Annotated in this window: 21 protein-coding genes; 15 read left to right on the top strand and 6 right to left on the bottom strand. The window is 66.2% G+C overall.

Annotation, left to right across the window (positions count from 1 at the left end):
- Nucleotides 1-97: 97 nt before the first annotated feature.
- From sucB to AC59JP_RS02720, 5 genes are all read left to right on the top strand, one after another.
- Entirely contained in the window at nucleotides 98-1927 is a 1830-nt protein-coding gene (sucB, locus tag AC59JP_RS02740; RefSeq protein ID WP_497324091.1) for a 2-oxoglutarate dehydrogenase, E2 component, dihydrolipoamide succinyltransferase, read from the top strand.
- A 123-nt stretch (nucleotides 1928-2050) separates the two neighbouring features.
- Nucleotides 2051-2938 (top strand): TIGR01777 family oxidoreductase, encoded by an 888-nt coding sequence (locus AC59JP_RS02735; RefSeq protein ID WP_497324090.1) that lies wholly within the window; start codon nucleotides 2051-2053, stop codon nucleotides 2936-2938.
- Complete coding sequence (gene lipB, locus AC59JP_RS02730) at nucleotides 2935-3705, top strand: lipoyl(octanoyl) transferase LipB (protein ID WP_497324089.1); 771 nt, start codon at nucleotides 2935-2937, stop codon at nucleotides 3703-3705. Before AC59JP_RS02735 ends, lipB begins: the two co-directional genes overlap by 4 nt.
- Nucleotides 3706-3715: 10 nt before the next feature.
- Nucleotides 3716-4726 (top strand): lipoyl synthase, encoded by a 1011-nt coding sequence (gene lipA, locus AC59JP_RS02725; RefSeq protein WP_497324088.1) that lies wholly within the window; start codon nucleotides 3716-3718, stop codon nucleotides 4724-4726.
- A gap of 77 nt (nucleotides 4727-4803) precedes the next feature.
- Complete coding sequence (locus AC59JP_RS02720; protein ID WP_497324087.1) at nucleotides 4804-5547, top strand: DUF4191 domain-containing protein; 744 nt, start codon at nucleotides 4804-4806, stop codon at nucleotides 5545-5547.
- Between the two features lie 267 nt (nucleotides 5548-5814).
- Here the strand turns inward: AC59JP_RS02720 and AC59JP_RS02715 are convergent, their stop codons facing one another.
- Nucleotides 5815-6285, bottom strand: coding sequence for an RDD family protein (locus tag AC59JP_RS02715; RefSeq protein WP_497324086.1), 471 nt, complete (start codon nucleotides 6283-6285; stop codon nucleotides 5815-5817).
- A gap of 218 nt (nucleotides 6286-6503) precedes the next feature.
- On the opposite strand from AC59JP_RS02715, the gene glnA (AC59JP_RS02710) reads away from it, so the two are divergent.
- The 5 genes from glnA (AC59JP_RS02710) to AC59JP_RS02690 all read left to right on the top strand — a co-directional run bounded on the left by glnA (AC59JP_RS02710) (nucleotide 6504) and on the right by AC59JP_RS02690 (nucleotide 11711).
- The gene (gene glnA / locus AC59JP_RS02710) at nucleotides 6504-7940 is read left to right on the top strand and encodes a type I glutamate--ammonia ligase (RefSeq protein ID WP_497324085.1); all 1437 of its coding nucleotides are present in this window, start codon (nucleotides 6504-6506) and stop codon (nucleotides 7938-7940) included.
- A 157-nt stretch (nucleotides 7941-8097) separates the two neighbouring features.
- On the top strand, nucleotides 8098-8748 hold the full coding sequence (locus tag AC59JP_RS02705) for an ABC transporter permease (protein ID WP_497324084.1): 651 nt from the start codon (nucleotides 8098-8100) through the stop codon (nucleotides 8746-8748).
- Nucleotides 8741-9943 carry an ABC transporter ATP-binding protein gene (locus AC59JP_RS02700; RefSeq protein ID WP_497324083.1) on the top strand — a complete coding sequence of 401 codons (1203 nt, stop codon included), beginning with the start codon at nucleotides 8741-8743 and terminating at the stop codon, nucleotides 9941-9943. Before AC59JP_RS02705 ends, AC59JP_RS02700 begins: the two co-directional genes overlap by 8 nt.
- Nucleotides 9940-10731, top strand: a complete 792-nt coding sequence (locus AC59JP_RS02695) for an ABC transporter permease (RefSeq protein WP_497324082.1) — start codon at nucleotides 9940-9942, stop codon at nucleotides 10729-10731. Before AC59JP_RS02700 ends, AC59JP_RS02695 begins: the two co-directional genes overlap by 4 nt.
- The gene (locus tag AC59JP_RS02690; RefSeq protein ID WP_497324081.1) at nucleotides 10728-11711 is read left to right on the top strand and encodes a glycine betaine ABC transporter substrate-binding protein; all 984 of its coding nucleotides are present in this window, start codon (nucleotides 10728-10730) and stop codon (nucleotides 11709-11711) included. The genes AC59JP_RS02695 and AC59JP_RS02690 overlap by 4 nt, the downstream gene beginning before the upstream one ends.
- Here AC59JP_RS02690 and AC59JP_RS02685 read toward each other — a convergent pair.
- From AC59JP_RS02685 to AC59JP_RS02675, 3 genes are all read right to left on the bottom strand, one after another.
- Nucleotides 11708-14731 (bottom strand): bifunctional [glutamine synthetase] adenylyltransferase/[glutamine synthetase]-adenylyl-L-tyrosine phosphorylase, encoded by a 3024-nt coding sequence (locus AC59JP_RS02685; RefSeq protein WP_497324080.1) that lies wholly within the window; start codon nucleotides 14729-14731, stop codon nucleotides 11708-11710. The two genes, AC59JP_RS02690 and AC59JP_RS02685, sit on opposite strands and share 4 nt — an antisense overlap.
- 61 nt (nucleotides 14732-14792) lie before the next feature.
- Entirely contained in the window at nucleotides 14793-16133 is a 1341-nt protein-coding gene (gene glnA, locus AC59JP_RS02680; protein ID WP_497324079.1) for a type I glutamate--ammonia ligase, read from the bottom strand.
- Between the two features lie 105 nt (nucleotides 16134-16238).
- Complete coding sequence (locus AC59JP_RS02675) at nucleotides 16239-17753, bottom strand: alpha/beta hydrolase (protein ID WP_497324840.1); 1515 nt, start codon at nucleotides 17751-17753, stop codon at nucleotides 16239-16241.
- Nucleotides 17754-17829: 76 nt separating this feature from the next.
- Between AC59JP_RS02675 and AC59JP_RS02670 the strand changes: the two genes are divergently transcribed.
- Nucleotides 17830-19545, top strand: a complete 1716-nt coding sequence (locus AC59JP_RS02670; RefSeq protein ID WP_497324078.1) for an NAD+ synthase — start codon at nucleotides 17830-17832, stop codon at nucleotides 19543-19545.
- Between the two features lie 17 nt (nucleotides 19546-19562).
- On the opposite strand, the gene AC59JP_RS02665 is transcribed toward AC59JP_RS02670, so the two are convergent.
- Nucleotides 19563-20366 (bottom strand): DUF559 domain-containing protein, encoded by an 804-nt coding sequence (locus AC59JP_RS02665; RefSeq protein ID WP_497324077.1) that lies wholly within the window; start codon nucleotides 20364-20366, stop codon nucleotides 19563-19565.
- A gap of 269 nt (nucleotides 20367-20635) precedes the next feature.
- On the opposite strand from AC59JP_RS02665, the gene panB reads away from it, so the two are divergent.
- Genes panB through AC59JP_RS02645 form a run of 4 tightly spaced genes read left to right on the top strand, consistent with a single transcriptional unit; the run spans nucleotide 20636 to nucleotide 24357 of the window.
- Nucleotides 20636-21466 (top strand): 3-methyl-2-oxobutanoate hydroxymethyltransferase, encoded by an 831-nt coding sequence (gene panB / locus AC59JP_RS02660; protein ID WP_497324076.1) that lies wholly within the window; start codon nucleotides 20636-20638, stop codon nucleotides 21464-21466.
- Nucleotides 21467-21475: 9 nt separating this feature from the next.
- Entirely contained in the window at nucleotides 21476-21874 is a 399-nt protein-coding gene (locus AC59JP_RS02655; protein WP_497324075.1) for a hypothetical protein, read from the top strand.
- Nucleotides 21874-22824 carry a prolyl aminopeptidase gene (gene pip / locus AC59JP_RS02650; protein WP_497324074.1) on the top strand — a complete coding sequence of 317 codons (951 nt, stop codon included), beginning with the start codon at nucleotides 21874-21876 and terminating at the stop codon, nucleotides 22822-22824. Before AC59JP_RS02655 ends, pip begins: the two co-directional genes overlap by 1 nt.
- Before the next feature lie 24 nt (nucleotides 22825-22848).
- Nucleotides 22849-24357: a CYTH and CHAD domain-containing protein gene (locus AC59JP_RS02645; RefSeq protein WP_497324073.1), complete on the top strand. Its 1509-nt coding sequence runs from the start codon at nucleotides 22849-22851 to the stop codon at nucleotides 24355-24357.
- Here the strand turns inward: AC59JP_RS02645 and AC59JP_RS02640 are convergent.
- On the bottom strand, nucleotides 24354-25751 hold the full coding sequence (locus tag AC59JP_RS02640) for an RNB domain-containing ribonuclease (protein ID WP_497324072.1): 1398 nt from the start codon (nucleotides 25749-25751) through the stop codon (nucleotides 24354-24356). The genes AC59JP_RS02645 and AC59JP_RS02640 overlap by 4 nt on opposite strands.
- Nucleotides 25752-26294: the final 543 nt, after the last annotated feature.

Genomic DNA, 26294 nt, shown 5'->3' with positions numbered 1-26294 from the left:
TCACTCAACCAGCCACACAATGGGCTTGGCGCCAGCACAATGGTTCACGACCACGAGTCGGCAACACCCACTTACAACTGTCGAGGAGTCAACAGACATGGCCTTCTCCGTCCAGATGCCAGCTCTCGGTGAAAGCGTTACCGAGGGAACTGTCACAAGGTGGCTGAAACAGGAAGGCGACACGGTCGAAGTCGACGAGCCTTTGCTCGAGGTGTCGACCGACAAGGTCGACACCGAGATTCCGTCCCCCGTGGCCGGAGTCCTCACCAAGATCGTCGCGCAGGAAGACGACACTGTCGAAATCGGTGGTGAACTGGCCACGATCGGTGACGAGGGCGACGCCCCCGCCGACGACTCCTCGTCCGAAGACACCGCAGAGCCCGAACCCGAGCCCGAGTCCGAGCCCGAAGAAGCCGACGCCGGCCCCTCCGACGCCGCCGAGAAGGCCTCCGTCGAAGGCGAGTCCGAGGACGCAGCCGAGACCAGCGCTCCGAAGAGCAGCGGTGGCGGCGGCGACGGCACTCCCGTCACGATGCCCGAGCTCGGCGAGTCCGTCACCGAAGGCACCGTCACCCGCTGGCTGAAGGCCGTGGGCGACGAGGTTGCCGTCGACGAGCCGCTCCTCGAAGTGTCCACCGACAAGGTCGACACCGAGATCCCGTCGCCCATCGCGGGCACCCTTCTCGAGATCACCGCCGAGGAGGACGACACCGTCGAGGTCGGCGGTCAGCTGGCCGTCATCGGATCCGGAGCCCCCGCCGAGAAGAAGGCTCCCGAGCCGGAACCCGAGCCCGACGCGAAGTCGGAGCCGGAACCCGAGCCCGAGCCCGAGAAGAAGCCCGAGCCGAAGAAGGAGCCCGAGCCCGCGAAGGCCGAGAAGACTCCGGATGCCGCCGAGTCGAAGCAGCAGCCCCCCAAGGCCGACGCTCCGAAGGCAGACGCTCCCAAGGCCGAGTCCGGTTCGTCGGACTCCACCCCCTACGTCACCCCCCTCGTTCGGAAGCTGGCGTCGGACAACAACGTCGACCTCAATTCCGTCAAGGGAACGGGCGTGGGCGGACGCATCCGCAAGCAGGACGTTCTCGCAGCCGCCGAGGCAGCGAAGGCTCCCGCGGCCGCGCCCGAGAAGGAAGCACCTGCCGCCGCGGCGCCGCAGAAGTCTGCTCCGGCAGCATCTGCGGGCGTGCGACCGGAACTCGCGCACCTGCGCGGAACCACGCAGAAGATCAACCGGATCCGCCAGATCACCGCGAAGAAGACCCGCGAGTCCCTTCAGACGTCTGCACAGCTGACGCAGACGTTCGAGGTCGACATGAGCAAGATCGCGGCTCTGCGTACCCGCGCCAAGGCCACCTTCAAGGAGCGCGAGGGCGTCAACCTCACGTTCCTGCCGTTCTTCGCGAAGGCCGTCGTCGAGGCACTCAAGGTGCACCCGAACGTCAACGCCAGCATCGACGAGGACAAGAAGGAGATCACCTACTACGACTCCGAGCACCTCGGAATCGCGGTGGACACCGAGGCGGGCCTGCTGTCGCCGGTCATCCACAACGCCGGTGATCTCTCGCTCGGTGGCATCGCGCGCGCCATCGCCGACATCGCGAACCGCGCTCGCTCGAACGGCCTCAAGCCGGACGAGCTGGCCGGTGGCACCTTCACCATCACCAACATCGGCAGCCAGGGCGCGCTGTTCGACACGCCGATCCTCGTTCCGCCGCAGGCGGCGATGCTCGGCACCGGCGCGATCGTCAAGCGTCCGGTCGTGGTGAAGGACGACTTCGGCAACGAGTCCATCGGCATCCGCTCGATGTGCTTCCTGCCGATGACGTACGACCACCGCCTGGTGGACGGCGCGGACGCCGGCCGCTTCCTGTCGACGATCAAGCAGCGACTCGAAGAGGGAGCGTTCGAAGCGGACCTAGGTCTGTAGGCTCGTTCGTACGGCACAACGCATGGTGAGGGCATCACCTACGGCATCACGGCCGTGGGTGGTGTCCTCACTGCACGGGACCGTAGAAGACGTCGATTCTCGGTCTACAAGGAGGCATTCATCGTGCGAGTGGTCATTGCAGGATCGTCCGGCCTCATCGGCACCTCTCTCGTTGCGGCGCTGCGCAGCAAGGGCCACGAGGTGGATCGTCTGGTGCGGCGTCGCCCCGGCGGGCCCGACGAGGCTCAGTGGGACCCGGAGAGCCGCTCCATGGACCTGTCCGTGCTGAAGGGCGCCGACGCCGTGGTCAACCTGTGCGGCGTCGGGATCGGCGACAAGCGGTGGTCGGGTGCGTACAAGCAGGCCATCCGCGACAGTCGCATCACCCCCACCGACGTGCTGGCACGCGCCGTCGTCGAGGCGGGTGTGCCCACTCTCGTCAACGCGAGCGGCATCAATTACTACGGTGACACCGGCGACAGCACGGTCGACGAAACATCGCCCGTCGGAACAGGTTTCCTCGCCGAGGTGTGCCGCGACTGGGAAGATGCGACGCGTCCTGCGGTGGAGGGTGGCGTCCGGACGGTCACCTTGCGAACCGCAGCAGTCCTGTCCCGTCGCGGGGGCATGATGGGCAAGTTGCGACCGCTGTACCTGTTCGGCCTGGGCGGCCGGTTGGGCAGTGGTCGTCAGTACTTTCCGTGGATCAGCCTCGCCGACGAGGTGGGCGCCATCGTCTTCGCGATCGAGAATTCGAGCGTCAGCGGTCCGCTCAACTTGGCCGGTCCCGCTCCGATCACGTTCGCGCAGTTCAATTCCGCAATGTCGAAGGCTGTTCATCGGCCGGCGCCGTGGGTGGTGCCGGGCTTCGTGATCTCGGCGCTCATCGGCGAATTCGCGAACGAGGCAGTGCTCTCGGGTCCGCGTGCCATTCCGGCGGCGCTCGAGAATGCCGGATACACGTTCGAGCACAACACCATCGGCGAGGCACTGGCGGCGGTGGTCTCGTGACGCAGAGCCATGTGGCGATCTCGGCGCGAGCGAGCAGCGAGCCCGTCGACGTCCGCGAACTCGGCACCGTCGACTACCTCGACGCGTGGGAGTTGCAGCGCTCGATCGCCGATCGGCGTGCCGACGGCGACGGCCATGACACGTTGCTGTTGCTCGAGCACCCGTCGGTGTTCACCGCGGGTCGACGCACGGCCGACTCCGATCGCCCGACCGACGGCACACCGGTCATCGACGTCGACCGCGGCGGCAAGATCACCTGGCACGGACCGGGACAACTCGTGGGATATCCCATTGTTGCGCTCGCGTCGCCCATCGACGTGGTGCGGTATGTGCGCCGCCTCGAACAGGCTCTCATCGAGGTGTGCACCGACTTGGGTCTGAACTGCGGCCGCGTCGAAGGTCGCTCGGGCGTCTGGTTCGCAGCCGGCGTCGTCGACGGTGTGTTCGCGCCCGAGCGCAAAGTCGCAGCCATCGGAGTTCGCGTGCAGAAAGGTGTTGCGCTGCACGGCTTCTCACTGAACTGCAATCCGTCGCTGGAGTCGTTCGGCACCATCGTGCCGTGCGGAATCGCAGACGCCGGCGTCACCTCGTTGTCGAACGAGCTGGGCCGAAACGTCGAGGTTTCCGCCATGATTCCCGCCGTGACGACCGCCGTTCTCGCTGCTCTGGACGGCGAAATCGAGGTGGTCGAGCACGATATCGAGCGGGTGCAAACGAGCACGTCAGGCCCGGCGCCGGAGTTCACCACCATGAAGTTCGGCGCGTAGCATCGACCAGGTGACTGTCGCACCTGATGGAAGAAAACTCCTCCGCCTCGAGATCCGAAACGCGGAGACCCCCATCGAACGCAAGCCGAGCTGGATCAAGACTCGCGCGAAGATGGGCCCCGAGTACTCCGAGCTGAAGAGCCTCGTCAAACGCGAAGGCCTGCACACGGTGTGCGAAGAAGCGGGTTGCCCCAACATCTTCGAATGCTGGGAAGATCGCGAGGCGACGTTCCTCATCGGCGGGGAGCAGTGCACCCGTCGCTGCGACTTCTGCCAGATCGACACGGGCAAGCCCGAAGACCTCGACCGCGACGAGCCCCGACGCGTCGCCGAGTCCGTTCAGGCCATGGGCCTGCGCTACTCCACCATCACCGGTGTCGCGCGCGACGACCTCGAGGACGGCGGCGCCTGGCTGTACGCGGAGACGGTCCGCGAGATCAAGCGCATCAACCCGAACACCGGTGTCGAGCTGCTGATCCCCGACTTCAACGCCAAGCCCGATCAGCTCGCCGAGGTGTTCTCCTCGCGCCCCGAGGTGCTCGCACACAACGTCGAGACGGTGCCGCGCATCTTCAAGCGCATCCGCCCGGCCTTCCGATACCAGCGCAGCCTCGACGTCATCTCCGCCGCCCGAGACGACGGACTGGTCACCAAGTCCAACCTCATCCTCGGAATGGGCGAGACGTTCGACGAGGTCACACAGGCGATGCAGGATCTACACGACGCCGGCTGTGACATCCTCACCATCACCCAGTACCTGCGTCCCTCGCCGCGGCACCATCCCGTCGACCGGTGGGCGAAGCCGGAAGAGTTCGTCGAGCACTCCAAGGCCGCCGAAGCCATGGGATTCGCGGGCGTTCTGGCCGGCCCGCTTGTGCGGTCGTCGTACCGCGCCGGCCGCCTGTACGCGCAGGCGATGTCTCACCACGGTCGGACGATGCCCGAGTCCATGGCACACCTCTCCGAGGGCGGCGAGGCCTCGCAGGAGGCCAGCTCGCTGATGGCCCGGCTTGCCCGTTAACCGGCCGGCCTCCGGCCGGTCTCTCTCTCACAGACCGCCCTCCCGTTCACAGGACTCGAGCGCCTATTCTGTGAGGCATGGCCAAAGGCACTAACGCAAAGCCCTCGAAAGAGGCCAAGGCTGCGGCGAAGGCTGCACGCAAGAAGGCTTCGAAGGAGCGCCGCTCACAGCTCTGGCAGGCGTTCCAGATGCAGCGCAAGGAAGACAAGCTGCTCCTGCCGTTGATGATCGGATCGATCATCGGGCTCGGGCTCGTCTTCTTCCTCATCGGACTCGCCTTCGATATTCCGTTCCTGCTGCTGCCCATCGGCATCCTCGTCGGCGTTCTGCTCGCGTTCGTCATCTTCGGTCGGCGCGTTCAGAAGTCCGTGTACGGCAAGGCGGAGGGGCAGCGCGGCGCAGCGGCGTGGGCGCTGGACAACTTGCAGGGTTCGTGGCGCGTGTCCAACGCGATCGCCGGCACCACGCAGCTCGACGCGGTCCACCGAGTCATCGGACGCCCCGGCGTCATCCTGGTCGCCGAGGGCGCGCCCCAGCGCGTGAAGTCACTGCTCGCGCAGGAGAAGAAGAAGACCGCGCGGCTCGTCGGCGACACCCCGATCTACGACATCGTGGTCGGCAACGACGAGGGCCAGGTTCCTCTCTCCCAGCTCCAGAAGTACATGAGCAAGCTGCCGAAGAACATCGACAGCAAGCGGATGGACAGCATCGAGTCCCGTCTGGCGGCGCTCGGTAAGCGTGGCGGCCCGGCGCTGCCCCAGGGCCCGATCCCCGGCGGCGCGAAGATGAAGGGCATGCAGAGGACGATGAAGCGGCGGTAGCGAGCCAGGGCCGGGTTACGTGCACTCCGGATCGCGTCGGGCACCAGCGATTGCAGGTGCACCGATCTCGGGCACTCCGGATAGCGTCGGGCACCGTCGATCGCGGCTGCACGAAGCAAACCGCGGTGCCCGAATCCCGGTGGTCCCTGCATCACTTCGTGCCCCGGCCGGTCACCGGTGCACCACTCTCAGGCAGTCCGGATCGCGTCGGGCACCACCAATCGCAGCGGCACCAAGCAAACCGAGGTGCACCAACCGCAACCAGGCCTACCGCGAATACACCAACGCCGTCCCCGTCGCCCGGTCGTGCATTCCGCGGCTGTCGACGTCGGTGACGACGGCGGGCACCACGAAGATGATGAAGAACGTGCGAACGAGCGCTCGCACGAAGCCGACGCGACCCGGCGCATCGACTCGGGCCACCTGAATTCCCATGCAGAGTTGGCCGGGCGTGAAGGAGAACAAGCTCACACAGGTCACGCCGACGACGAACCACACGCCAAGGGTCACGGTGGAAATCGCGCCACCGACGTTTCCGCCGAGAATGAGCGCGGACACACCGAGGCACATGAGCCAGTCGATGAAGATCGCGGCGACGCGGCGTGGTGTGGGCGCGAGGGCGCCCGGCCCGAACTTCGGTAGCCCCAGGTTCTCGCCCTGATAGGCCTGTTCTTTGCGCTGGCCGTCCGGCAGAGCTGCGCTCGGCCCGGAGAGCCAGGATCCCGTCATGCGTGCCATGCGCGTACTCCTCGTGTCATAGAGTCCAGGATAGGTGGACGCGCCGACGTCGACGGTGGAGAAGTACGGCCACAGTGCCGACACGAAGGCGTAACACCGATGAAACAGGAGCTTGACGACGGCGCAATACCGCGTCCCTACCGTCGGCGGGGCGCAGCCGCATGTGAGTTCTTCTCGCGTGCGCATGGCTACGGAATCGACATCGAAGGAGTACGAGCGTGGCGTTCAGCACGGCCGAAGACATCATCAAGTACATCGAGGAAGAGGGTGTCGAGTACGTCGACATCCGCTTCACCGATCTTCCCGGTATTCAGCAGCACTTCTCCATCGCCGCCAAGGCGTTCACCAAGGACACGATCGAAGACGGTCTGGCGTTCGACGGTTCCTCCGTCCGCGGCTTCCAGTCGATCCACGAGTCGGACATGATCCTGCTCCCGGACTACGGCACCGCGCAGATCGACCCGTTCCGTCGCGCGAAGACGCTGAACCTGGACTTCTTCGTCCACGACCCGTACACGCGTGAGTCCTACAGCCGTGACCCGCGCAACGTCGCCCGCAAGGCCGAGGAGTACTTGGCCAGCACCGGCATCGCCGACACGGCGTACTTCGGCCCCGAGGCCGAGTTCTACATCTTCGACTCGGTGCGCTACGACTCGCAGATGAACGGTGCGTTCTACGAGCTCGATTCGAGCTCGGGCGCGTGGAACACCGGCGTCGAGACCGAAGCGGACGGCTCGCCGAACCTCGGCTACAAGGTTCGCCCCAAGGGCGGTTACTTCCCGGTCGCCCCGTACGACCACTACGTCGACATTCGCGACGCCATCTCCACGAACCTGCAGAACGCCGGCTTCGAGCTCGAGCGTGGTCACCACGAGGTGGGCACCGGCGGGCAGCAGGAGATCAACTACAAGTTCAACACGATGCTGCGCGCTGCCGACGATCTGCAGCTGTTCAAGTACATCGTGAAGAACACCTGCTGGCAGCACGGCAAGTCGGCCACCTTCATGCCGAAGCCGCTGTTCGGCGACAACGGATCGGGCATGCACGTCCACCAGTCGCTCTGGAAGGACGGCAAGCCGCTCTTCTACGACGAGAAGGGCTACGCCGGTCTGTCGGACCTCGCACGTCACTACATCGGCGGCATCCTGCACCACGCCCCGTCGCTGCTGGCGTTCACGAATCCGACGATCAACTCGTACCACCGTCTGGTGCCGGGCTACGAAGCCCCCATCAACCTGGTGTACTCGGGACGTAACCGCTCCGCCGCGGTCCGTATCCCCACCACGGGCAACAACCCGAAGGCCAAGCGCCTCGAGTTCCGCGCGCCGGACGCGTCGGGCAACCCGTACCTGTCGTTCGCTGCGCAGATGATGGCCGGCCTCGACGGAATCAAGAACAAGATCGAGCCGCTCGCTCCCGTCGACAAGGACCTCTACGAGCTCCCGCCGGAGGAAGCGAAGAACATCCCGCAGGCACCCACCTCGCTCCCCGCGGTCATCGACCGTCTCGAGCAGGACCACGAGTACCTCACGGCCGGTGGAGTATTCACCACCGACCTGATCGAAACGTGGATCTCGCTCAAGCGTGAGGCGGAGATCGCGCCGGTGAACCTGCGTCCGCACCCGTACGAGTTCCAGCTGTACTACGACTGCTGATCGCCTTTTCCGATCCCGAAATGCCCGTTCCGACCTCGGTCGGAGCGGGCATTTCGTCGTTTGGGGCGCACTATTGCGCAATTTCGCGTTTGATGAGTGTTACGCGGGGTACAGATGAACATCCGGTTTAGCCCCCGAGCCGAAGGATCACAACTGCATGGACGCACTATGGAATTTCATAGTGGGTCGACGTCAGCAACTACTCGTCGACTCCTATTTGCATGTCTCGGCAGTCATTCAGTGCGTGGTCATCGCGACGATCATCGGCGTGGCGATCGGAATCGTGGTCTACCGCAGCCCGATCGGATCGACCGTGGCCACCGCACTTGCCAGCACCATTCTGACCATCCCGTCGTTCGCGTTGCTCGGCTTGCTCATTCCCATTCTCGGACTCGGTGTTCCGCCGACGGTGACGGCACTGGTGCTCTACGCATTGCTCCCGATCATCCGAAACACCATCGTCGGTCTCGCGGCCGTCGACCCCGCAATCAGCGATGCCGCAAAGGGTATCGGCATGAACCGGGTGAAAGTGCTTCGCAAGATCGAACTTCCGCTGGCGTGGCCCGCGATCCTGACCGGTATGCGCGTCAGCACCCAGATGGCGATGGGCATTCTCGCCATCGCGGCGTACGCGAAGGGCCCTGGCCTGGGAAACCTGGTGTTCTCCGGCCTTTCTCGCGTGGGTAGCCCCACCGCCGTTCCCCAAGCCCTCACCGGCACCGTCTTCATCGTCATCCTGGCGCTGATTCTCGACGGAATCTACGTTCTGCTCGGCAAATTGACCACCTCGAGGGGTATCCGTGAGTGACTCGACCAGCAAGACAACCGTTTCCGGTGCCGAGATCGTTCTCGAAGGCGTCAGCAAGAGCTACCCCGGACAGAAAGCACCCGCCGTCGACAACGTGTCGATGACGATCCCCGCCGGCGAGGTGGTGGTTCTCGTCGGACCGTCCGGCTGCGGCAAGACGACCACGATGCGCATGATCAACCGCCTGATCGAGCCCACGTCGGGCCGAATCACCATCGGCGGCAAGGACGCGCTGTCCATCGATCCGAACGAGCTGCGCCGCACCATCGGGTACGCGATCCAGCAGTCGGGCCTGTTCCCGCACATGACGATCGCGCAGAACGTCGGCATGGTGCCCGGGCTCATCGGGTGGGACAAGAAGCGCATCAACGCCCGCACCGACGAGATGCTCGACCTCGTCGGGCTCGACCCCGGTCAGTACCGAGGCCGCTACCCACGCCAACTCTCCGGTGGTCAGCAGCAGCGCGTGGGCGTGGCTCGCGCGCTTGCCGCCGATCCGCCGGTTCTGTTGATGGACGAGCCTTTCGGTGCCGTCGACCCCATCACTCGCGGTCTGCTGCAGGACGAGTTGATGCGCCTTCAGGCCGAGCTCGGCAAGACCATCGTCTTCGTGACACACGACTTCGACGAGGCCGTCAAACTCGGTGACCGAATTGCCGTGCTGGGCAACCAGTCCGCGATTCTGCAGTACGACACCCCGGAAGCCGTGCTGGCCAACCCCGCCGACGACACCGTCGCCGGATTCGTCGGCGCGGGAGCAGCTCTCAAGCAGCTGACCCTGATGCGCGTGCGGGACATCGAATTGACCGACGTGCCGGTCGCTCTGGAAACCGATCCGGTGTCCACTCTCGGCGACGCACTGGGCAACGACCCGCAGGCATGGGGCCTCATCCTCGACGAACGTCGACGGCCGATCCGGTGGACGGATCGACGCCACCTCGCCGGTGCGAGCAGCCTGCGCGGTGTGGGTGTGAAGATGGGCGAGCTCGTCTCGACCCAGTCCACACTGCAGGACGCCCTGGAAGCCCTTCTGGCCGAGGGCAACGCGACGGCGACAGTCACCGGAATGCGTGGTGAATACGTCGGAACGGTCACCATCGAGGCGCTGATCGACACCATTCGCACCATCCGGTCGGAGCACGCTCACGATCACGACGAGGACAGCGTTTCTCGGGCCCCGGTGAGCTCGTCATGAGCCAGGAAGCCGACATCGTCATGGACGCGCCCCCGGACGAACAGGTCCGGCCGGCGAAGACCGCCGAACGCGTGCGATTGTTCGCGCAACCGGCCCTCGTCGTCCTGGTCGTCGCAATTCTGTTGATCTACACCTTCACTCGTGACCTGACGGCCACGCAGAAGGAAACGCTCAACTATTCCACGATCTCCGGTGCAGTCGTCACCCACATCGTCATCACGTTCGTCGTCACGGCGATCGTGCTGGCCATCGCAGTTCCGCTCGGAATCATCCTGACGCGCAAGGGGTACGACAAGCTGGCACCGATCTTCATCGGTATCGGCAACATCGGTCAGGCCGCCCCTGCCGTCGGTCTGCTCGTGTTGTTCTTCCTGGCCACCGGCAAGACCGGCTTCTGGATCGGTGTTCTGCCGATCGCCTTCTATTCGCTGCTTCCGGTGCTGCGCAACACGATGCTCGGCTTTCAACAGGTCAATCCCAGTTACATCGACGCCGCCCGAGGTCAGGGCATGTCGTCCGGTGGCATCCTCTGGCGCATCGAATTCCCGCTCGCAGTCCCGTACATCCTTGCGGGACTGCGCACCTCGCTGGTCCTGGCCGTGGGAACCGCCACGCTGAGTTTCCTCGTCGGCGCCGGCGGACTCGGGATCCTGATCGACACGGGGTACAAGCTGAACCAACAGCTCATCCTCGTGGTGGGAGCCGTTCTCGCAGTGGCCCTCGCACTGCTGATCGACTGGTTCGGCGCCCTCGCCGAGCGCTTCCTCGGACCGAAGGGCCTTCGATGAACGTCCGCAGAACCGCCCTCTCTCTCGCCTGCGTCGCCCTCGTTGCGCTCAGCTCCGCGTGCGGCCTTCAGTCGGGCGGAGCGCTCCCCCTGTCGGTGGGAGCGGGCTCCATCAAGCCCATGCCCGGCCTCGAAGGCGCCAAGCTCACCGTCGGCTCGAAGGACTTCACCGAGCAGATCATCCTCGGCTACATCCTCGAATTCGCTTTGGCCGCAGGCGGAGCGGACGTTCGCGACCTCACCAACATCCAGGGTTCCAACAGCACGCGGCAGGCGATGATCTCCGGTCAGGTGGACGTCACCTACGAGTACACGGGCACCGGGTGGGTCAACTACCAGGGCAACGAGAAGCCCATTCCGGATGCGACGGAGCAGTTCGTGGCGGTACGCGACGCGGATGTGAAGAACGGCATCACGTGGGTCAATCCGGCACCCATGGACAACACGTACGCCCTGGCCATGAATCAGCAGACCGCTGCCGCGACGGGAGTGAAGACGCTCTCCGATTACGCCGCTCTGGCCAACCGGGATCCCGCTGCCGCGCAGACCTGTGTGGAGTCGGAATTCAATTCGCGCCAGGACGGATTCCCGGGAATGGCCGCCGCGTACGGTTTCGACGCGTCCGCCGTGCCGCGTGAAATTCTGCAGACCGGCATCATCTACCAGGCCACCGCCGACGGCTCACAGTGCAAGTTCGGTGAGGTGTTCACCACGGACGGTCGCATCAAGGGCCTGAATCTCGTTCTGGTGGCGGACGACAAGTCGTTCTTCCCCCGCTACAACGCCACCGTCGTGATGCGTACACCCATCGCCGACGAGTACCCGCAGATCGCCGAGGTCACGGCACCGATTTCGGCTGCGCTGACCAACGACGAGATCACGGAGCTCAACAAGCAGGTCGACGTCGACGGGCGTGAACCCGCCGACGTCGCGCGTGACTGGATGGTGAAGGAGGGCTTCGTCACCACCGGGAGCGACTAGCCGATCGCGCCGCCGAAAGTCCTCTCCACCACGGCTTTCGCGCGGCGCGTCACGCGCAGGTAGTTGTCGAGGAACTCCCCTGCGTCGTTGCTGGGCCAGCCGGCCACCTGTGCGACCGCGGACAGAACCTTGCCCGGTCCCGGAAGTTGGTCCGTCGGTTTGCCTTTCACCAGGACGAGCGCGTTACGCGCCTTCGTCGCCGTCAACCATGCTTGGCGGAGCAGGTCGACGTCGCCCGGGCTCATCAGTTCCGCAGCACCGATGGCGTCCAGAGACTCCAGCGTGGATGTGTTGTGCAGCGCGGGAATTCGGTGTGCGTGGCGGAGCTGAATCAACTGCACGGTCCACTCGACGTCGGCGAGACCGCCGCGGCCGAGCTTGGTGTGTGTGGTCGGATCCGCACCCTTGGGCAACCGTTCGGCGTCGACTCGGGCCTTGATACGCCGGATCTCCCGCACGGCTTCTTCGGACACGCCACCTTCTGGGTAGCGCACCGTGTCGGCCATGAGCAGGAACCGAACGCCGAGGTCTTGGTCCCCTGCCACCTGGTGCGCTCGCAGCAGAGCCTGAACCTCCCACGGCTGGGCCCATTGCGAGTAGTACGAATCGTAGGCGGACAGGGTGCGCACGACCGGTCCGTTGCGGCCCTCGGGACGCAGACCGGTGTCGACCTCGAGCGGCGGGTCCTGGCTGGGTGAGCCCAGGAGCTTTCGCACCCGGTCGGCAATTGTGTTGGCCCACTTGACGGCCACCGAATCTTCGTTGTCGCCGACGGTTTCGCACACGAACAACACGTCCGCATCGGAGCCGTACCCGAGCTCGTTGCCGCCTAGCCGGCCCATTCCGATGATCGCGATGGTGGCGGGTGCAGGCTCGCCTCGTTCCGCCACGCTGGCCCGCACGGCGGCGTCGAGCGCAGCGTTGATCACGGCGGACCACACCGACGACAGCGCACGGCACACCTCGGGAACGTCGAGCAGACCCAGGATGTCGGCCGATGCCACCCGCGCGAGTTCGTATCGACGGAGTGATCGGGCGGCGCCGACCGCCCGCACGGGGTCCTCGTAGCGGGCCGACGACGCGAGTATCGCGCCGTAGGTCTCCACCGGGTCCACGTCGAGCAGTCGTGGGCCGTTCGGTCCGTCGGCGAAGAGGCGGATGACCTCGGGGGCGTTCTGCAGCACGTTCTGCAGGTACGCCGAGGACCCGAGGACCTTCATGAGCCGATAGGCGACGGGTCCTTCGTCGCGGATGAGTCGCAGGAACCACGGCTGATCCTGCATGGACTCGGACAATCGGCGGTACGCCAGCAGACCGGCGTCGGGATCCGGTGTCTCGCCGAGCCATTCGAGAAGTGTCGGGAGAAGTACCGATTGAATTCGCCCTCTGCGCGCACCCATTCCGACCAATGCCGAGAGGTGGCCGAGTGCGTTCTCGGGTGCGGAGTAGCCCAGCGCGGACAGCTGCCGAGTGGCCGAGCCGGGGCTCAGATGCAGTGATTCGGCGTCCATTCCGGCCACCGATTCGAGCAGCGGGCGGTAGAACAGGCGCGCATGCAGACGCCGAATACGCATGGCGTTGCGCTTGATCTCCTCGCGCAGAACGCCGAGCGAGTCGTTGATTCCGTCGGGTCGCATGTGCGCGGCGCGCGCGAGCCAGCGCAATGCTTCCTCGTCGTCCGGCGGCGGAAGAGTGTGCGTGCGTTGCATTTTCTGCAATTGCAGCCGGTGTTCGATCAACCGGAGGAATTCGTACGACGCGGTGAGGTTGGCCGCGTCGTCACGTCCGACGTATCCGCCTTCGGCCAAGGCGGCCAACGCGTCGACGGTTCCGGCGCGGTGCAGTGACTCGTCGAAGCGCCCGTGCACCAATTGCAGGAGCTGGACGGCGAATTCGACGTCGCGCAAACTACCGCGACCGAGTTTGATCTCGCGCTCGCGCAACTCCGCGGGCACCATCTCTTCGACGCGGCGGCGCATCGCCTGAACCTCGGGGACGAAGTCGTCGCGTTCGGAGGCGGTCCAGACGAGGGGGTTGACGGCGTCGGTGTATGCCGTTCCGAGGTCGGGATCACCGGTCATGGCGCGCGCTTTGAGCAGGGCTTGGAACTCCCAGGTCTTCGCCCACCGCTGGTAGTACGCGATGTGCGAATCGAGGGTCCGCACCAACTCGCCCTGCTTGCCCTCGGGGCGCAGCGCCGCGTCGACCTCGAAGAACGCCGAGGAGCCGACGCGCATCATCTCGCCGGCCAGGCGGCTGCCCAGCGTGTTCGACGGCTCGCACACGAACACGACGTCGACGTCGGAGACGTAATTGAGTTCCTGCGCACCGCATTTGCCCATCGCGATCACGGCGAAACGGACTGCACACGGATCGTTCGGGAAGGTGACGGCCACCGCGACCGAGAGCGCTGCGGTCAGCGCGGCGTCGGCCATGTCGGACAGATGCCGGCTCACCACCTGGTACGGCACCACCGGTTCGTTCTCCACGATGGCCGCGAGATCGGCCGCAGCCAGCAGCATCAACTGATCGCGGTAGGCCCGGCGCAGCGCGATGATCGCAGGCGGACCGGTGATCGCGGCGCGAAAGAGGTTCTTCGACGCGTTCGGGCCGGTCTCGGGCGTCGCCTGGACCACGCTCAGGAACGCTTCTCGCAGTTCGTCTTCCGTCGGCAGCACGGTGCGGTACGTCGCCAGCAGTCGCCACTTCGACGCGTCGGAAACGAGGTGGTCGGCCAGCTCGATCGACGATCCGATCAGTCCGAACAATCTGCCGCGAAGCTTCTTGTCGCTGCGTAGTTCCGCGTCCAGCTCGGCCCACCCGTCACCGAGTACGTCGAACATTCTCACCAGAGTGCGCAGCGCGAGATCGGCGTCGGGCGATCGCGAGAGCGACCACATCAACTCGACGCTCTCGGCGTTGTCCCATCCCAGCCGAGACAGGTCTGCCGGGGCCGATTTCTGGACCAACCCGAGTCGGCCTGCGCTCGGGATGACCGAACGGGAATCCGGGGGCGTCACGGGGCGGTTCTGGGGGTTCGCTGTTGCGTCATGGCGGACCCAGGTTACGCGACCCTTACAGCTAGAGACTCAGGTAGGTCTTGAGCTCGAACGGCGTGACGTGGCTGCGGTAGGACTCCCACTCGCGGCGCTTGTTGCGCAGGAAATAGTCGAAGACGTGCTCGCCCAGTGCTTCGGCGACCAGCTCCGAGCCTTCCATCGCTTCCAGCGCCTCGTGCAGGCTCCCCGGCAGTTCCTTGTAGCCCATCGCTCGGCGCTCGGCGGAGGTCAACGACCACACGTCCTCTTCGGCCTCGGGCGGGAGCGTGTACCCCTTCTCCACTCCCCGCAGGCCCGCGGCCAGCAGGACGGCGAAGGTCAGGTACGGGTTGCACGCGGAGTCGGGGCTACGGATCTCGACCCGCCGCGACGACGCCTTGTTCGGCGTGTACATCGGGACACGGATGAGTGCGGACCGGTTGGACGGGCCCCAGGATGCCGCCGTGGGAGCTTCTCCGCCGTGAATGAGTCGCTTGTACGAGTTGACCCACTGATTGGTGACGGCGCTGATCTCGTTGGCGTGCTCGAGGATGCCCGCGATGAACGCCTTGCCCGTCTCGGAGAGCTGCATCGGATCGTCCGGGTTGTGGAAGGCGTTGGTGTCGCCCTCGAACAGGGACATGTGTGTGTGCATCGCGGAGCCGGCCTGATCGCTGAACGGCTTCGGCATGAAGGAGGCGCGCACGCCTTCGTTGATCGCGACTTCCTTGACCACGTAGCGGAAGGTCATGACGTTGTCGGCCATCGACAACGCGTCGGCGTAGCGGAGGTCGATCTCCTGCTGGCCCGGCGCTGCCTCGTGGTGGCTGAACTCGACCGAGATGCCCATCGATTCGAGCGCGTCGATGGCGTGACGGCGGAAGTTCGGCGCCGAATCGTGCACGGCCTGATCGAAGTAGCCGCCGTTGTCGGCGGGGGTGGGAGGCGAACCGTCCTCAGGTGCGTCGCTGAGGAGGAAGAACTCGATCTCGGGGTGCACGTAGCAGCTGAAGCCCAGATCCCCCGCCTTGCTCAACTGGCGGCGCAGAACGTGGCGCGAGTCGGCCCAGGACGGCGAGCCGTCGGGCATCGCGATGTCGCAGAACATGCGCGCGGAGTGCTGGTGGCCCTTGCTGGTGGTCCACGGAAGCACCTGGAACGTCGCGGGATCGGGCTTGGCCACGGTGTCCGCTTCGGACACGCGCGAGAAGCCTTCGATGGCCGAGCCGTCGAATCCGATTCCCTCTTCGAAAGCGCCTTCGAGCTCGGCCGGTGCGATCGCCACCGACTTGAGATAGCCCAGGACATCCGTGAACCACAGGCGGACGAAGCGGATGTCTCGCTCCTCCAGAGTGCGCAGCACGAATTCCTTTTGGCGATCCATGACCGTCAGGCTAGGCACGCCCTGTTAAATCCGTGTTACGGCGTTAAATCGGTCTTGCTGTCCCCGACCTCACAAACCGAACGAGCGACATGTGAGAACCGAGTGTCAGCAGGTCAGGCCCTTCTCGGGAACCGTCAGGTCGACGAGGTAGGACACCAACGGCTCGTCGACGCAGTCCTCCCCCGAGAAGGCGACGGTGTGCTGCGTCCCCCTGAAGGTGATCAACGATCCGCCGAGCTCGCGGGCCAGGTTGACTCCGGCCTCGTACGGCGTCGCAGGGTCGTCCGTCGTCGACACCACCACAGTCGGCGCCAGGCCCGACACCGTGACCTTCGGCGTTCCCACCGACGGAACCGGCCAGTACGCGCAGACGTCCAGCGCTGCGGCGCCGTTGCCTCGACCGTCGTCCAGGAACGGGGCGGCCTCGCGGAACCTGGTGTCGAGTTCGCCCGCCTCCGCCGGATCGGTGATCTGCGGGTCGTCCACGCATCGCACGGCGTTGAACGCGTCCTCGAGATTGGAGTAGGAGCCGTCGTCCAGGCGGCCGTTGTAGAGATCGGCGAGCGAGAGCAGAACGTCGCCGCTTCCGTCGGCGAGCTGGCTGAGCCCGACGCGCAGAGCCCGCCACAGGGACGGCGAATACAGCGCCTGTTGCACACCGGTGTTGGCGTCCTCGTAGCTCAGACCCCGGGGATCGGTGGTGCGAGCCTTGTTCACCAGCAACGGATTCACGAGCCGTCGGTACTGCCCCACCGCCTGCGCGGGCGATGTTCCGAGCGGGCAGCTCTGCGTCTTGGCGCAGTCCGCGGCGAAGTCGTCGAACGCCTTCTGGAAACCGGCCGCCTGATCCACCACTTCGTCGACGGGGTTCTGCTCGGGGTCGATCGCACCGTCGAGAACCATCGCGCGCACCTTGTCGGGGAACAGCTGCGCGTATGTCGACCCGATACGCGTGCCGTACGAGTAGCCGATGTACGTGAGTTTCTCGTCGCCCAGGACGGATCGGATGACGTCCATGTCGCGCGCAACGTCCTGCGACCCGACGTGAGCGAGAAACCCGGGCCCGGTGCGCTCGGCGCACTTGGCGGCGTAGTCCTTGTTCTCCGCCTCCGTCGTCGCGATTCCGGCGGGAGAGGTGTCGGTGTCGTCGTCCGCGCGTTCGGCATCGGTCTCCGGTCCGGTGAGGCACCGCACCGCCGGGGTCGAGGCGCCGATCCCACGCGGGTCGAACCCGATCACGTCGAAGCGCGCCGCGATGTCGGTCGCCTCTCCGGTCGTCGCCGCCGACAGACCCGACGCTCCCGGCCCGCCCGGATTCACCAGGATCGAGCCGATCTTGTCTCCGGTCGCGGGTGCACGCGAGAGGGCGATCTGGGCGGTGTCGCCGGTGGGATTCGAATAGTCGACGGGCACCGTGATGCGCGCGCACTGCAGGTTAGAGGGCAGGTCGTTGCCGTCCGTTGCGTAGCCGTCGCAGCTCCCCCAGTCGACGGACTGCGCACCGAAGTCGGTGGGCGACGGCGCGGCCGACGACGGCGCGGGCTCCGCGGGCGTGGCGGTGCCCTCGGTGTCCGAGCCACAGCCGGCGAGAAGCACGGTCAATGCCACGGCAACGGACATCGAGACGCGCGCAGAGTTCACGCTGCCGATGGTGCCATGTCGCGACACCCCGACTCGTCGCCGTTAGGTTGGCGAGGTGGACGCCCTGCGTATTGCTCTCGCACAGATCAATCCGACCGTCGGCGACCTCGCCGACAACAGCCGACTCGTCGTCGAGTGGTCGACGCGTGCCGCCGCGAAGGGTGCGCGCCTGGTCGTGTTCCCCGAGATGGCGCTCACCGGCTACCCGGTCGAGGATCTCGTGCTGCGGCCGTCCTTCGCTGCTGCGTCCGTGGCTGCGCTGCACAAGCTCGCCGTCGACCTCGATCGAGCCGGGTGCGGAGACATGGCGGTGGTGGTGGGTTACCTCGACCGCGACGCGTCCGGCTCTCGCAACAGCGCGGCCACCCTGTTCCGCGGAGAGGTGATGGGGCGCTACGACAAGCACTCGCTCCCCACGCACCGCGTCTTCGACGAAGCTCGCTATTTCGCCCCGGGTACGCGTCTGGCCATCGTGACCGTCGACGGCTTCCGGGTGGGCACGACCATCTGCGAGGACGTGTGGCAACCCGGTGGTCCGGTGACGGCGTACGCCGCGGCGGGCGTCGATCTGCTCCTGTGTCCCACCGCGAGCCCGTTCGAGATCGCCAAGGACGAGATTCGAAAGTCGGTGCTGGCGACTCGAACTCGTGAAGCCGGCGTCCCGATCGCCTACGCCAACCTTGTCGGAGGTCAGGACGAGCTGGTGTTCGACGGCGGCAGCATGGTCGTCGCACCGGACGGATCGCTGCTCGCCTCCGCGCCCCAGTTCGTCGAAGACCTGCTGGTCGTCGACATCGCGCGACCCGAGAATCCCTCTCGCAGAGAGCGGGACCCGCGGCTCGGCCGATGGCGGATCGAGCGTATCGAGCTGCCCGACGTCATCGTTCCCCATTTCGAGGCCACACCGGCGCCGGTCCCGCCGACCATGTCGGTACCGGAGCAGGTATGGGGCGCTCTGGTCACGGCTCTTCGAGATTATGTGCACAAGAACGGTTTTCGAACCGTGATCCTCGGACTGTCGGGAGGGATCGACTCGGCGGTGGTCGCGGCGGTGGCGGTGGACGCGTTGGGCGCCGACTCCGTGTACGCGGTGTCCATGCCGTCCCAGTACTCGTCCGATCATTCCCGAAGCGACGCAGCCGATCTCGCCCGTCGCACCGGTCTGCACTTCACCGAGCAACCCATCGCGACGATGGTGGACGCCTTCGTCGGCCAACTGGGGCTCACCGGACTGGCCGAGGAGAACATTCAGGCTCGCTGCCGCGGCATGACGCTGATGGCGCTGTCCAACTCCGACGGTCACCTCGTCCTCGCCACGGGTAACAAATCCGAACTGGCCGTGGGGTACTCGACCATCTACGGCGACGCGGTCGGCGGCTACGCGCCCATAAAGGACGTCCCGAAATCCATGGTGTGGGAGTTGGCCCGCTGGCGTAACCGTGCCGCGGCGGCTCGAGACGAAACGGCCCCGATCCCCGCGGCCAGTATCGAGAAAGAGCCGTCCGCGGAGCTTCGCCCCGGTCAGCTCGACACCGACTCCCTGCCCGACTACGAGGTGCTCGACGCACTGCTCTACCGATACGTCGACTGCGATCAGGGCCAGGAGGAGATCGTCGCCGCCGGGTTCGACGCGGCCATGGTGCGCGAGATCATCCGGAAGGTCGACCTGTCCGAGTACAAGCGTCGCCAGTACCCCATCGGCACCAAGATCACCTCGCGCGCGTTCGGCCGGGATCGCCGGATGCCCATCACGAATCGGTGGAGGGAGTAGTGCACGATCTGTCTCGGTTACCGAGACAAATCGTGCGATAACGCCTTCTCGATGTCGGCGATGACGCCGACAGGGTCTTCCACCAGTCGGTGGTAGGTGAAACGCAGGACGTGCCAGCCGGCGTTGATCAGAACGTTCTGCCGCTCGGCGTCGTGGTCGAAACGGTCGACGCCCCGGTGCCAGGCCCACCCGTCGACCTCGATGACGACCCTGGCCCGAACGAAGGCCACGTCGACTTCGAAGCGGCCGACCGATACGTGCGTTCGCCACCCGGTGATGCCGGCACTCCGCAGCAGTCGCAACAGGATCCGCTCCGCCTCGGAGTGCCCTCCCTCGGCGGCAGTGCGCAGGAGCCGTCCTACGGCGTCACTTCCGCGACGCCCCGCGTGCATCTCGTGCACGGCCTGCAGGATCGGCAACGTCGTGTGCCGTTGCAACGCGCGATCCATCAGCTGCGATCCGTTCGGCACCAGGACGCAGGCTTCGAGCACGGCCAGAGGAAGCACGGTGACCGGCAGCCCTCTGATCTTCTCGACGTCGCGCCACTGAAGGTCGCGTCGACGAGCATTGATTCCGTTGCCACGCTTGACGTATCGCGAGCCCGGGGTGTTCAGCCACACCTCGCCGGGTGCCCGGTCGATGATGCCGTGCCACCACGCTGCACTCGGGCCGAAGGCGCACGCACCCTTCCCTGCTCCCAGCACAGCAGCCCGGAGTTTGGCCGCGTCGGTGAACTGCCGTTCTCCGCTCAGGTACACGCCGTACCCGACCGACCGCCACGACCCGCGTGCCACTCGTCGACCGATCGCCGCACGGCTCATGCCCAAGTCCATGGCTTGGCCCGCGCTGATGACGCCGTCCTGTCGGGCAAGTAGGCGGCCCAGTTCCGATTCCCGCACAACTCGTTGGACGCAGCACGGCTCAATCGGTTCCCGACTGCACGATCTGTCTCGGCTACCGAGACAGATCGTGCAGCAACGAGTGTGACCAACTGCACTCCTCCATCCCTCGACCGCGGTGGCAGACTGAGCACGTCATCACCTCCACCCGGGGACCTGCCAGGCAGGCCTCGAGGACGAAAGGGACAACGATGTCCGAGCAGACCGTGTACGGCGCCGCGCCCACAGGCCGCAAGACCCGTACCCACCACCTCCACGCGATGAAGGCCAGCGGCGACCGCTGGGCCATGCTCACCGCGTACGACTACTCCAGCGCCCGGATCTTCGAAGAGGCCGGCATCCCGGTCCTTCTCGTCGGCGATTCGGCGGCCAACGTGGTCTACGGCTACGACACCACGGTGCACATCGGCATCGACGAGCTCATTCCGCTGGTTCGCGGCGTGGTTCGCGGAGCCCCCAATGCACTCGTCGTCGCCGACCTGCCGTTCGGCACCTACGAAGTCTCCCCACAGCAAGCCGTGGAAACGGCTGTCCGTTTCATGCGTGACGGCCAGGCCAACGCGGTCAAGCTCGAGGGTGGCGAGCGCGTCGCCGGTCAGATCGCCGCGATCACGGCCGCCGGCATCCCGGTCATGGCGCACATCGGTTTCACCCCGCAGAGCGTCAACGGCCTCGGCGGTTTCCGCGTTCAGGGCCGCGGCGACGCGTCCGAGCAGCTAGTGGCCGACGCCATCGCCGTTCAGGAAGCCGGCGCGTTCGCCGTCGTCATGGAGATGGTTCCCGCCGAGTTGGCCGGTCAGGTCACGCGCAAGCTGATGATCCCGACCGTGGGCATTGGGGCCGGAAACGAGTGCGACGCACAGGTTCTCGTGTGGCAGGACATGGCCGGATACACCAGCGGCAAGACCGCGAAGTTCGTCAAGCGGTTCGGAAACGTGGGTGACGAACTGCGCACAGCGGCGGCCACCTACGCCGCCGAGGTTCGCTCCGGTGTGTTCCCCGCGGAGGAGCACAGCTTCTAAGCTCTCACCATGCGCAAACTACTGATCGCAGGTGCAGCAGCTCTGGCCGTGGCGGGATGTGCCACCGGCACCACCACCACCGAACCGGCGACGTCCACGACCACCGCTGCTGTCACCACCACCGCACCGGCAGGCCCGACAGTCACCGACGCCCAGGCACAGAAGCTGTGCTCGGACATCGAAGCGCAGCTGCAGAACTGGCGAGTTCAGGGCCCGACCCTGGGCCGCGCCGGGCTGAACATCCTTGTTCAGACGTGGGCGGCGGAGAGCGGCACGATCAACCTGTCGGTGATTCAGGACCGCGCCATCGTCGACCGCGTCACCACCGACACCTGCGCGGACGTCCGCACACAGGCCATTCAGGAACTCGCCATACCCGACCTCGCGTCGGGCCTGGTGGGGATCTGATGCGCGCTCTCTACCCGCCCGTCGAGGCACACGAGAGCGGACATCTCGACGTCGGTGACGGCCAGAGCATGTACTGGGAGGTCAGCGGCAACCCCGACGGCAAGCCGGCGGTGTTCGTCCACGGCGGTCCCGGGGGCGCGACGACGGGTGATCAGCGCCGCTTCTTCGATCCGGACGCGTACCGCATCGTGTTGTTCGACCAGCGTGGGTGCGGCCAGTCCACGCCACACGTGGCCGACGGAGCCGATCTGTCGGTGAACACGACGCCGAAGCTCGTCGCCGACATGGAACTGCTCCGCAGCCATCTCGGGATCGAGCGTTGGTTGGTCTTCGGCGGGTCGTGGGGATCCACGCTGTCACTGGCCTACGCGCAGGCGCACCGCGAGCGTGTGACCGAACTCGTTCTGCGGGGCATCTTCCTGCTGCGCCGCAGCGAAATCGACTGGTACTACAACGGTGGGGCCGGGCACGTCTTCCCCGAGTTGTGGGATGCGTTCCTCGATCCCGTGCCGGCCGACGAGCGGGACGGCGATCTGGTCGAGGTGTATCACCGGTTGCTGCACTCCGAGGATCCCGATGTGGCGCTGCGTGCCGCCATCGCGTGGTCGTCGTGGGAGGGGGCCACCAGTTCGCTTCTGCCCAAACCCGATCGGGTGGAGCAGACGTCGGAGCCCCGCTTCGCGTTGGCGTTCGCGCGGATCGAGAACCACTACTTCCGCAACGGCGGTTTCCTCGAGAAGCCGTTGCTCGACGGAATGAATCTGTTGGCGGATGTGCCCGGCGTGATCGTGCAGGGTCGCTACGACATGGTGTGCCCGGCCACCAGTGCGTGGGCCCTGCATCGCAGTTGGCCCGGTTCCGAACTCCGAATCGCCGCGGACGCAGGACATTCGGCGAACGAACCGGGAATCACCCACCATCTCGTCGAAGCTACCGACGCTTTCCGTTAACCGACAAGTGGTACAGATGACACCATGAGTTCATCCCGCCAGGCCGAGATCGAGACCAAGTACGACGTCGGAATCGAGACCCCGGTCCCCGACCTGCACGGTGTGAAAGCCGTCCGGTCGGTGTCCGCCCCCGAGCTCACCCACCCGTCGTCCACCTACTTCGACACTCGGGACTTCGACCTGACGCGTCGGCGCATCACGTTGCGTCGACGGACGGGCAGCGCCGACGCCGGCTGGCACATCAAGCTTCCGGTGAGCGCCGACGAGCGACTCGAGGTGCGCAGCCCGCTGTCGGCCGGTGGCAACGAGCACACGGTGCCGGACGAGGTGGTCGGTCAGGTGCGGGCCCTGATTCGCGGCAAGGATCTGGTTCCGGTGGCGCACATAGAAACTCGACGGACCGTCACGCGCATCGCGACCGCCGACAGCGACCACGCGGCGGAACTGTGCGACGATGCGGTCACCGCCAAGAACCTTCTCGCCGAGACCACCACGCAGTGGCGTGAATGGGAACTCGAACTGGTCGACGGCGACCGCAAGGTGCTGAAGAAGCTGGATCGGTACCTCCTCGCACACGGAGCCGAACCCGGTTCGTCGCCCTCGAAGTTGAGCCGCGCACTGGGCTCGTCCGCGCCGAGTGCCCGCGACGCCGTCCACCCACCTGTGCCCAAGTCCACGGCGGGAGAAGCACTTCGGTTCGCCATCGCGGCCGACGTCGACGGTCTGCTCGCCGCCGACCCACGCGTGCGTGAGGACGAGCACGATTCGGTGCACGCCATGCGCGTGGCCACCCGTCGCCTTCGTAGCGTCTTGCGGTCCTACCGCTCGCTGCTCGATCGCGCGACGGTCGACGCCATCCGCGCCGAATTGTCCTGGCTCGCCGATATTCTCGGCACCGCACGCGACGCGGAGGTCATGGCCGCCCGCTACGACTCGGCCATCGACGCGCTGGAGCCGGACCTGTCGCACGGCGACGTCGTCGACCGTCTCGTGGGAACCCAACGTCGCGTGTACGACATGGCGCACACCGAAATTCTTCGGCAGCTGGACGGCGACCGGTATTTCTCGTTGCTCGACGCTCTGGACGAGCTCGTGGAGAACCCACCGTTCACCACCCGCGCAGACAAGCCCGCGCACACGGTCTTTCGCAAGGTGCTCGTGCGCCAGTACGACGCGGTCGCCTCCGACGCACAGGCTGCCGACGCCGACGACAACCCGGACGCCGTACACGAGGTTCGCAAGTCGGCCAAGAAGCTGCGCTACGCCGCCGAGCCCGCGGCGCTCGTTCTCGGCGACCGCGCCGAGAAAGTGGGCAAGGCTGCGAAGGCGGTGCAGTCGGTCCTCGGCGATTACCACGACACCGCGGTCTCTCAGGACAACATCATGGTGGAAGTGGCCAAGGCCCGCGAAGACGGTGAGGACACCTTCGCCTACGGCGTGCTGTACGAACGCGAAGGTCAGTCCGGCGCCGAGTATCTCGTCGGATATCCAAAGACGCGGGCCCGGCTGGACCGGGCCGCGCGTCGACTCTAGGCGGGCGAGAAACGCACGGTTCTGGTCGCGGCGTCGGCCGTGTCGAGGCGCACTCGCACGCGCGTACCCTCGGCCGGCTCGCCGCTGCACTCGGCGATCACGGGAGGATCGGCGACGAACACCTGAGCCGATTTCTTGCCCTCCTTGCCCCGCAGGACGGCGGCATCGAAGATCTCCCCCACCCTCGGTGCGAGAACGACGGACTCGGTGAGATCGACACACGCGCGGTCGACCTTGCTCGCGATCGCGTCGCTGCGGCGCATGTCGTCGGGCAGCGTCGCCATCGCGTCCGTGACCCACGTCGGTACGGCGGTCTTCGCCGCGATGCTCAGGCAGATCTCGGTCGCGAACCGGTCGACCAATCGCCGCAGCGGCGCGGTCACGTGCGCGTACGGCCCGCCGATCCCGGAATGGTTCGGCTGCTCCGGCACGGCCCCGTCGAACGCGGCGTAGTCGGCCCCGCGCAGCAGACGCGTCGCCTCGGTCATCATCGCCAGCGTCGCCGGTCGCATCGGGTCGAGAGTGGCCAGCAGCGGCCCGGGCGCCGTCTCGGCGGGCCAGTCGATGCCGAGTGCCGCCGCGACCCGTCGGAGTGCGTCGACGTCGTCGTCCGCGGGCGGCGGCAGCGTCCGCAACAGGCCCACTCGGGCGTCGATCATCATGGCGGCCGCGCACATTCCGGTCAGCAGCGACATTTCCGCGTTCCAGTCGTCGACGTCGGTACGGGGCGCCTGCTCGACGCGCCAGCCGTCGCCGTCGGCCACCACCTCCTGCTCGGGCAACTTCAGTTCGATGGCGCCGCGATCGACCGCGCGAGCAATCCGTAGCCGCCCGAGATCCGGCAGTGGTTCGAGCGACGGGTGCACGGCGCCGGCGTCCACCGACTGCTGCACCTCCGCGTAGGTGAACCGTTGGGTCGACCGCGCCAGGGCTCGTTCGACCGTCCACGAGACCGCTTCACCGCGCGAGTCCAGGTCGACGGTCCACAGCGCGACGGGTCGCGTGGTGCCGGGCAGCAGGCTGGCGGACCCTTCCGACAACTCGAGCGGATGCAACGGGACCGATCCGTCGGGCAAGTACACGGTCTGCCCGCGCCGCCGCGTTTCGGCGTCCAGGGCGCCGCCGGGGGCGACCACCGCGGCCACGTCGGCGATCGCGTAGTGCAGACGGAAACCGTCGGGCGTCCGGGTGACCAGCAGCGCCTGGTCCAGGTCCATGGAACCGGGCGGATCGATGGTCACGAAGGCGAGATCGGTGGCGTCCCGCCGCCCGCCGGCGAAGCGATCGACCGCGGCGACGGCGTCCGCAACCGCATCCGCCGGGTAGGTGACAGGGAGGTCGAACTCGGCTCGAATGCGGTCGAAACTCACGTCACCAGCAACCAGTCGCCTCATGACGCCCAGTCTCCCCTGCCGGGGCCTCCACCCGCTAGGATCGGACGCGATCGCAGGCCCGTGTCACCGATTGGAGTTCAACTGTGTCCACCATCATCTACGACAACCTCCTCCCCTACCTCGGGGCCGAAGCTGCTCAGTACTGGGCCAATCTTTTCGTGATCACCCCGATCTGATTCCCTCGAATCATCAACGGCCCCTGTCGGACACAGTCCGACGGGGGCCGTTCTCATTTGCGCGCATAACAACTGCCGAGCCAATTCGATATCCATTTGTTGCCGCCATTGATCGAGCATCGACGGCGGCGGGATGCGAAACTCGAAGTCCGACACTGTTCACCAACGAAGGAGATTCACCGTGCCACTCGACTTTTCGTTCTTCGCAGACCTCTTCGGCGCACTGTCGGATATCTTCGGCGGACTGGACTTCTTCGCCGGACTGAGCTGACCCCCCGGGCGGTCCGGCCCGCTTCCTACCGTCGCACGCGACGGTGGCCGGACCCCCACCCCGTCCAGCGTGCACGATCCGAATGCCGGGCTTCCC

This window comes from Rhodococcus sp. 320_ES, assembly GCF_059691855.1.
The sequence above is the reverse complement of the archived record's forward strand: the minus strand, read 5'-3'. Positions and strand labels throughout refer to the sequence as shown.

Coding starts and splice junctions, on each gene's coding strand:
- AC59JP_RS02715 (WP_497324086.1), bottom strand. CDS start 6,285: ATGGCACGCATGACGGGATCCTGGCTCTCCGGGCCGAGCGCAGCTCTG.
- AC59JP_RS02695 (WP_497324082.1), top strand. CDS start 9,940: ATGAGCCAGGAAGCCGACATCGTCATGGACGCGCCCCCGGACGAACAG.
- panB (WP_497324076.1), top strand. CDS start 20,636: ATGTCCGAGCAGACCGTGTACGGCGCCGCGCCCACAGGCCGCAAGACC.
- AC59JP_RS02655 (WP_497324075.1), top strand. CDS start 21,476: ATGCGCAAACTACTGATCGCAGGTGCAGCAGCTCTGGCCGTGGCGGGA.
- AC59JP_RS02665 (WP_497324077.1), bottom strand. CDS start 20,366: ATGAGCCGTGCGGCGATCGGTCGACGAGTGGCACGCGGGTCGTGGCGG.
- AC59JP_RS02640 (WP_497324072.1), bottom strand. CDS start 25,751: ATGAGGCGACTGGTTGCTGGTGACGTGAGTTTCGACCGCATTCGAGCC.
- AC59JP_RS02645 (WP_497324073.1), top strand. CDS start 22,849: ATGAGTTCATCCCGCCAGGCCGAGATCGAGACCAAGTACGACGTCGGA.
- AC59JP_RS02675 (WP_497324840.1), bottom strand. CDS start 17,753: ATGTCCGTTGCCGTGGCATTGACCGTGCTTCTCGCCGGCTGTGGCTCG.
- pip (WP_497324074.1), top strand. CDS start 21,874: ATGCGCGCTCTCTACCCGCCCGTCGAGGCACACGAGAGCGGACATCTC.
- glnA (WP_497324079.1), bottom strand. CDS start 16,133: ATGGATCGCCAAAAGGAATTCGTGCTGCGCACTCTGGAGGAGCGAGAC.
- AC59JP_RS02705 (WP_497324084.1), top strand. CDS start 8,098: ATGGACGCACTATGGAATTTCATAGTGGGTCGACGTCAGCAACTACTC.
- sucB (WP_497324091.1), top strand. CDS start 98: ATGGCCTTCTCCGTCCAGATGCCAGCTCTCGGTGAAAGCGTTACCGAG.
- AC59JP_RS02690 (WP_497324081.1), top strand. CDS start 10,728: ATGAACGTCCGCAGAACCGCCCTCTCTCTCGCCTGCGTCGCCCTCGTT.
- AC59JP_RS02720 (WP_497324087.1), top strand. CDS start 4,804: ATGGCCAAAGGCACTAACGCAAAGCCCTCGAAAGAGGCCAAGGCTGCG.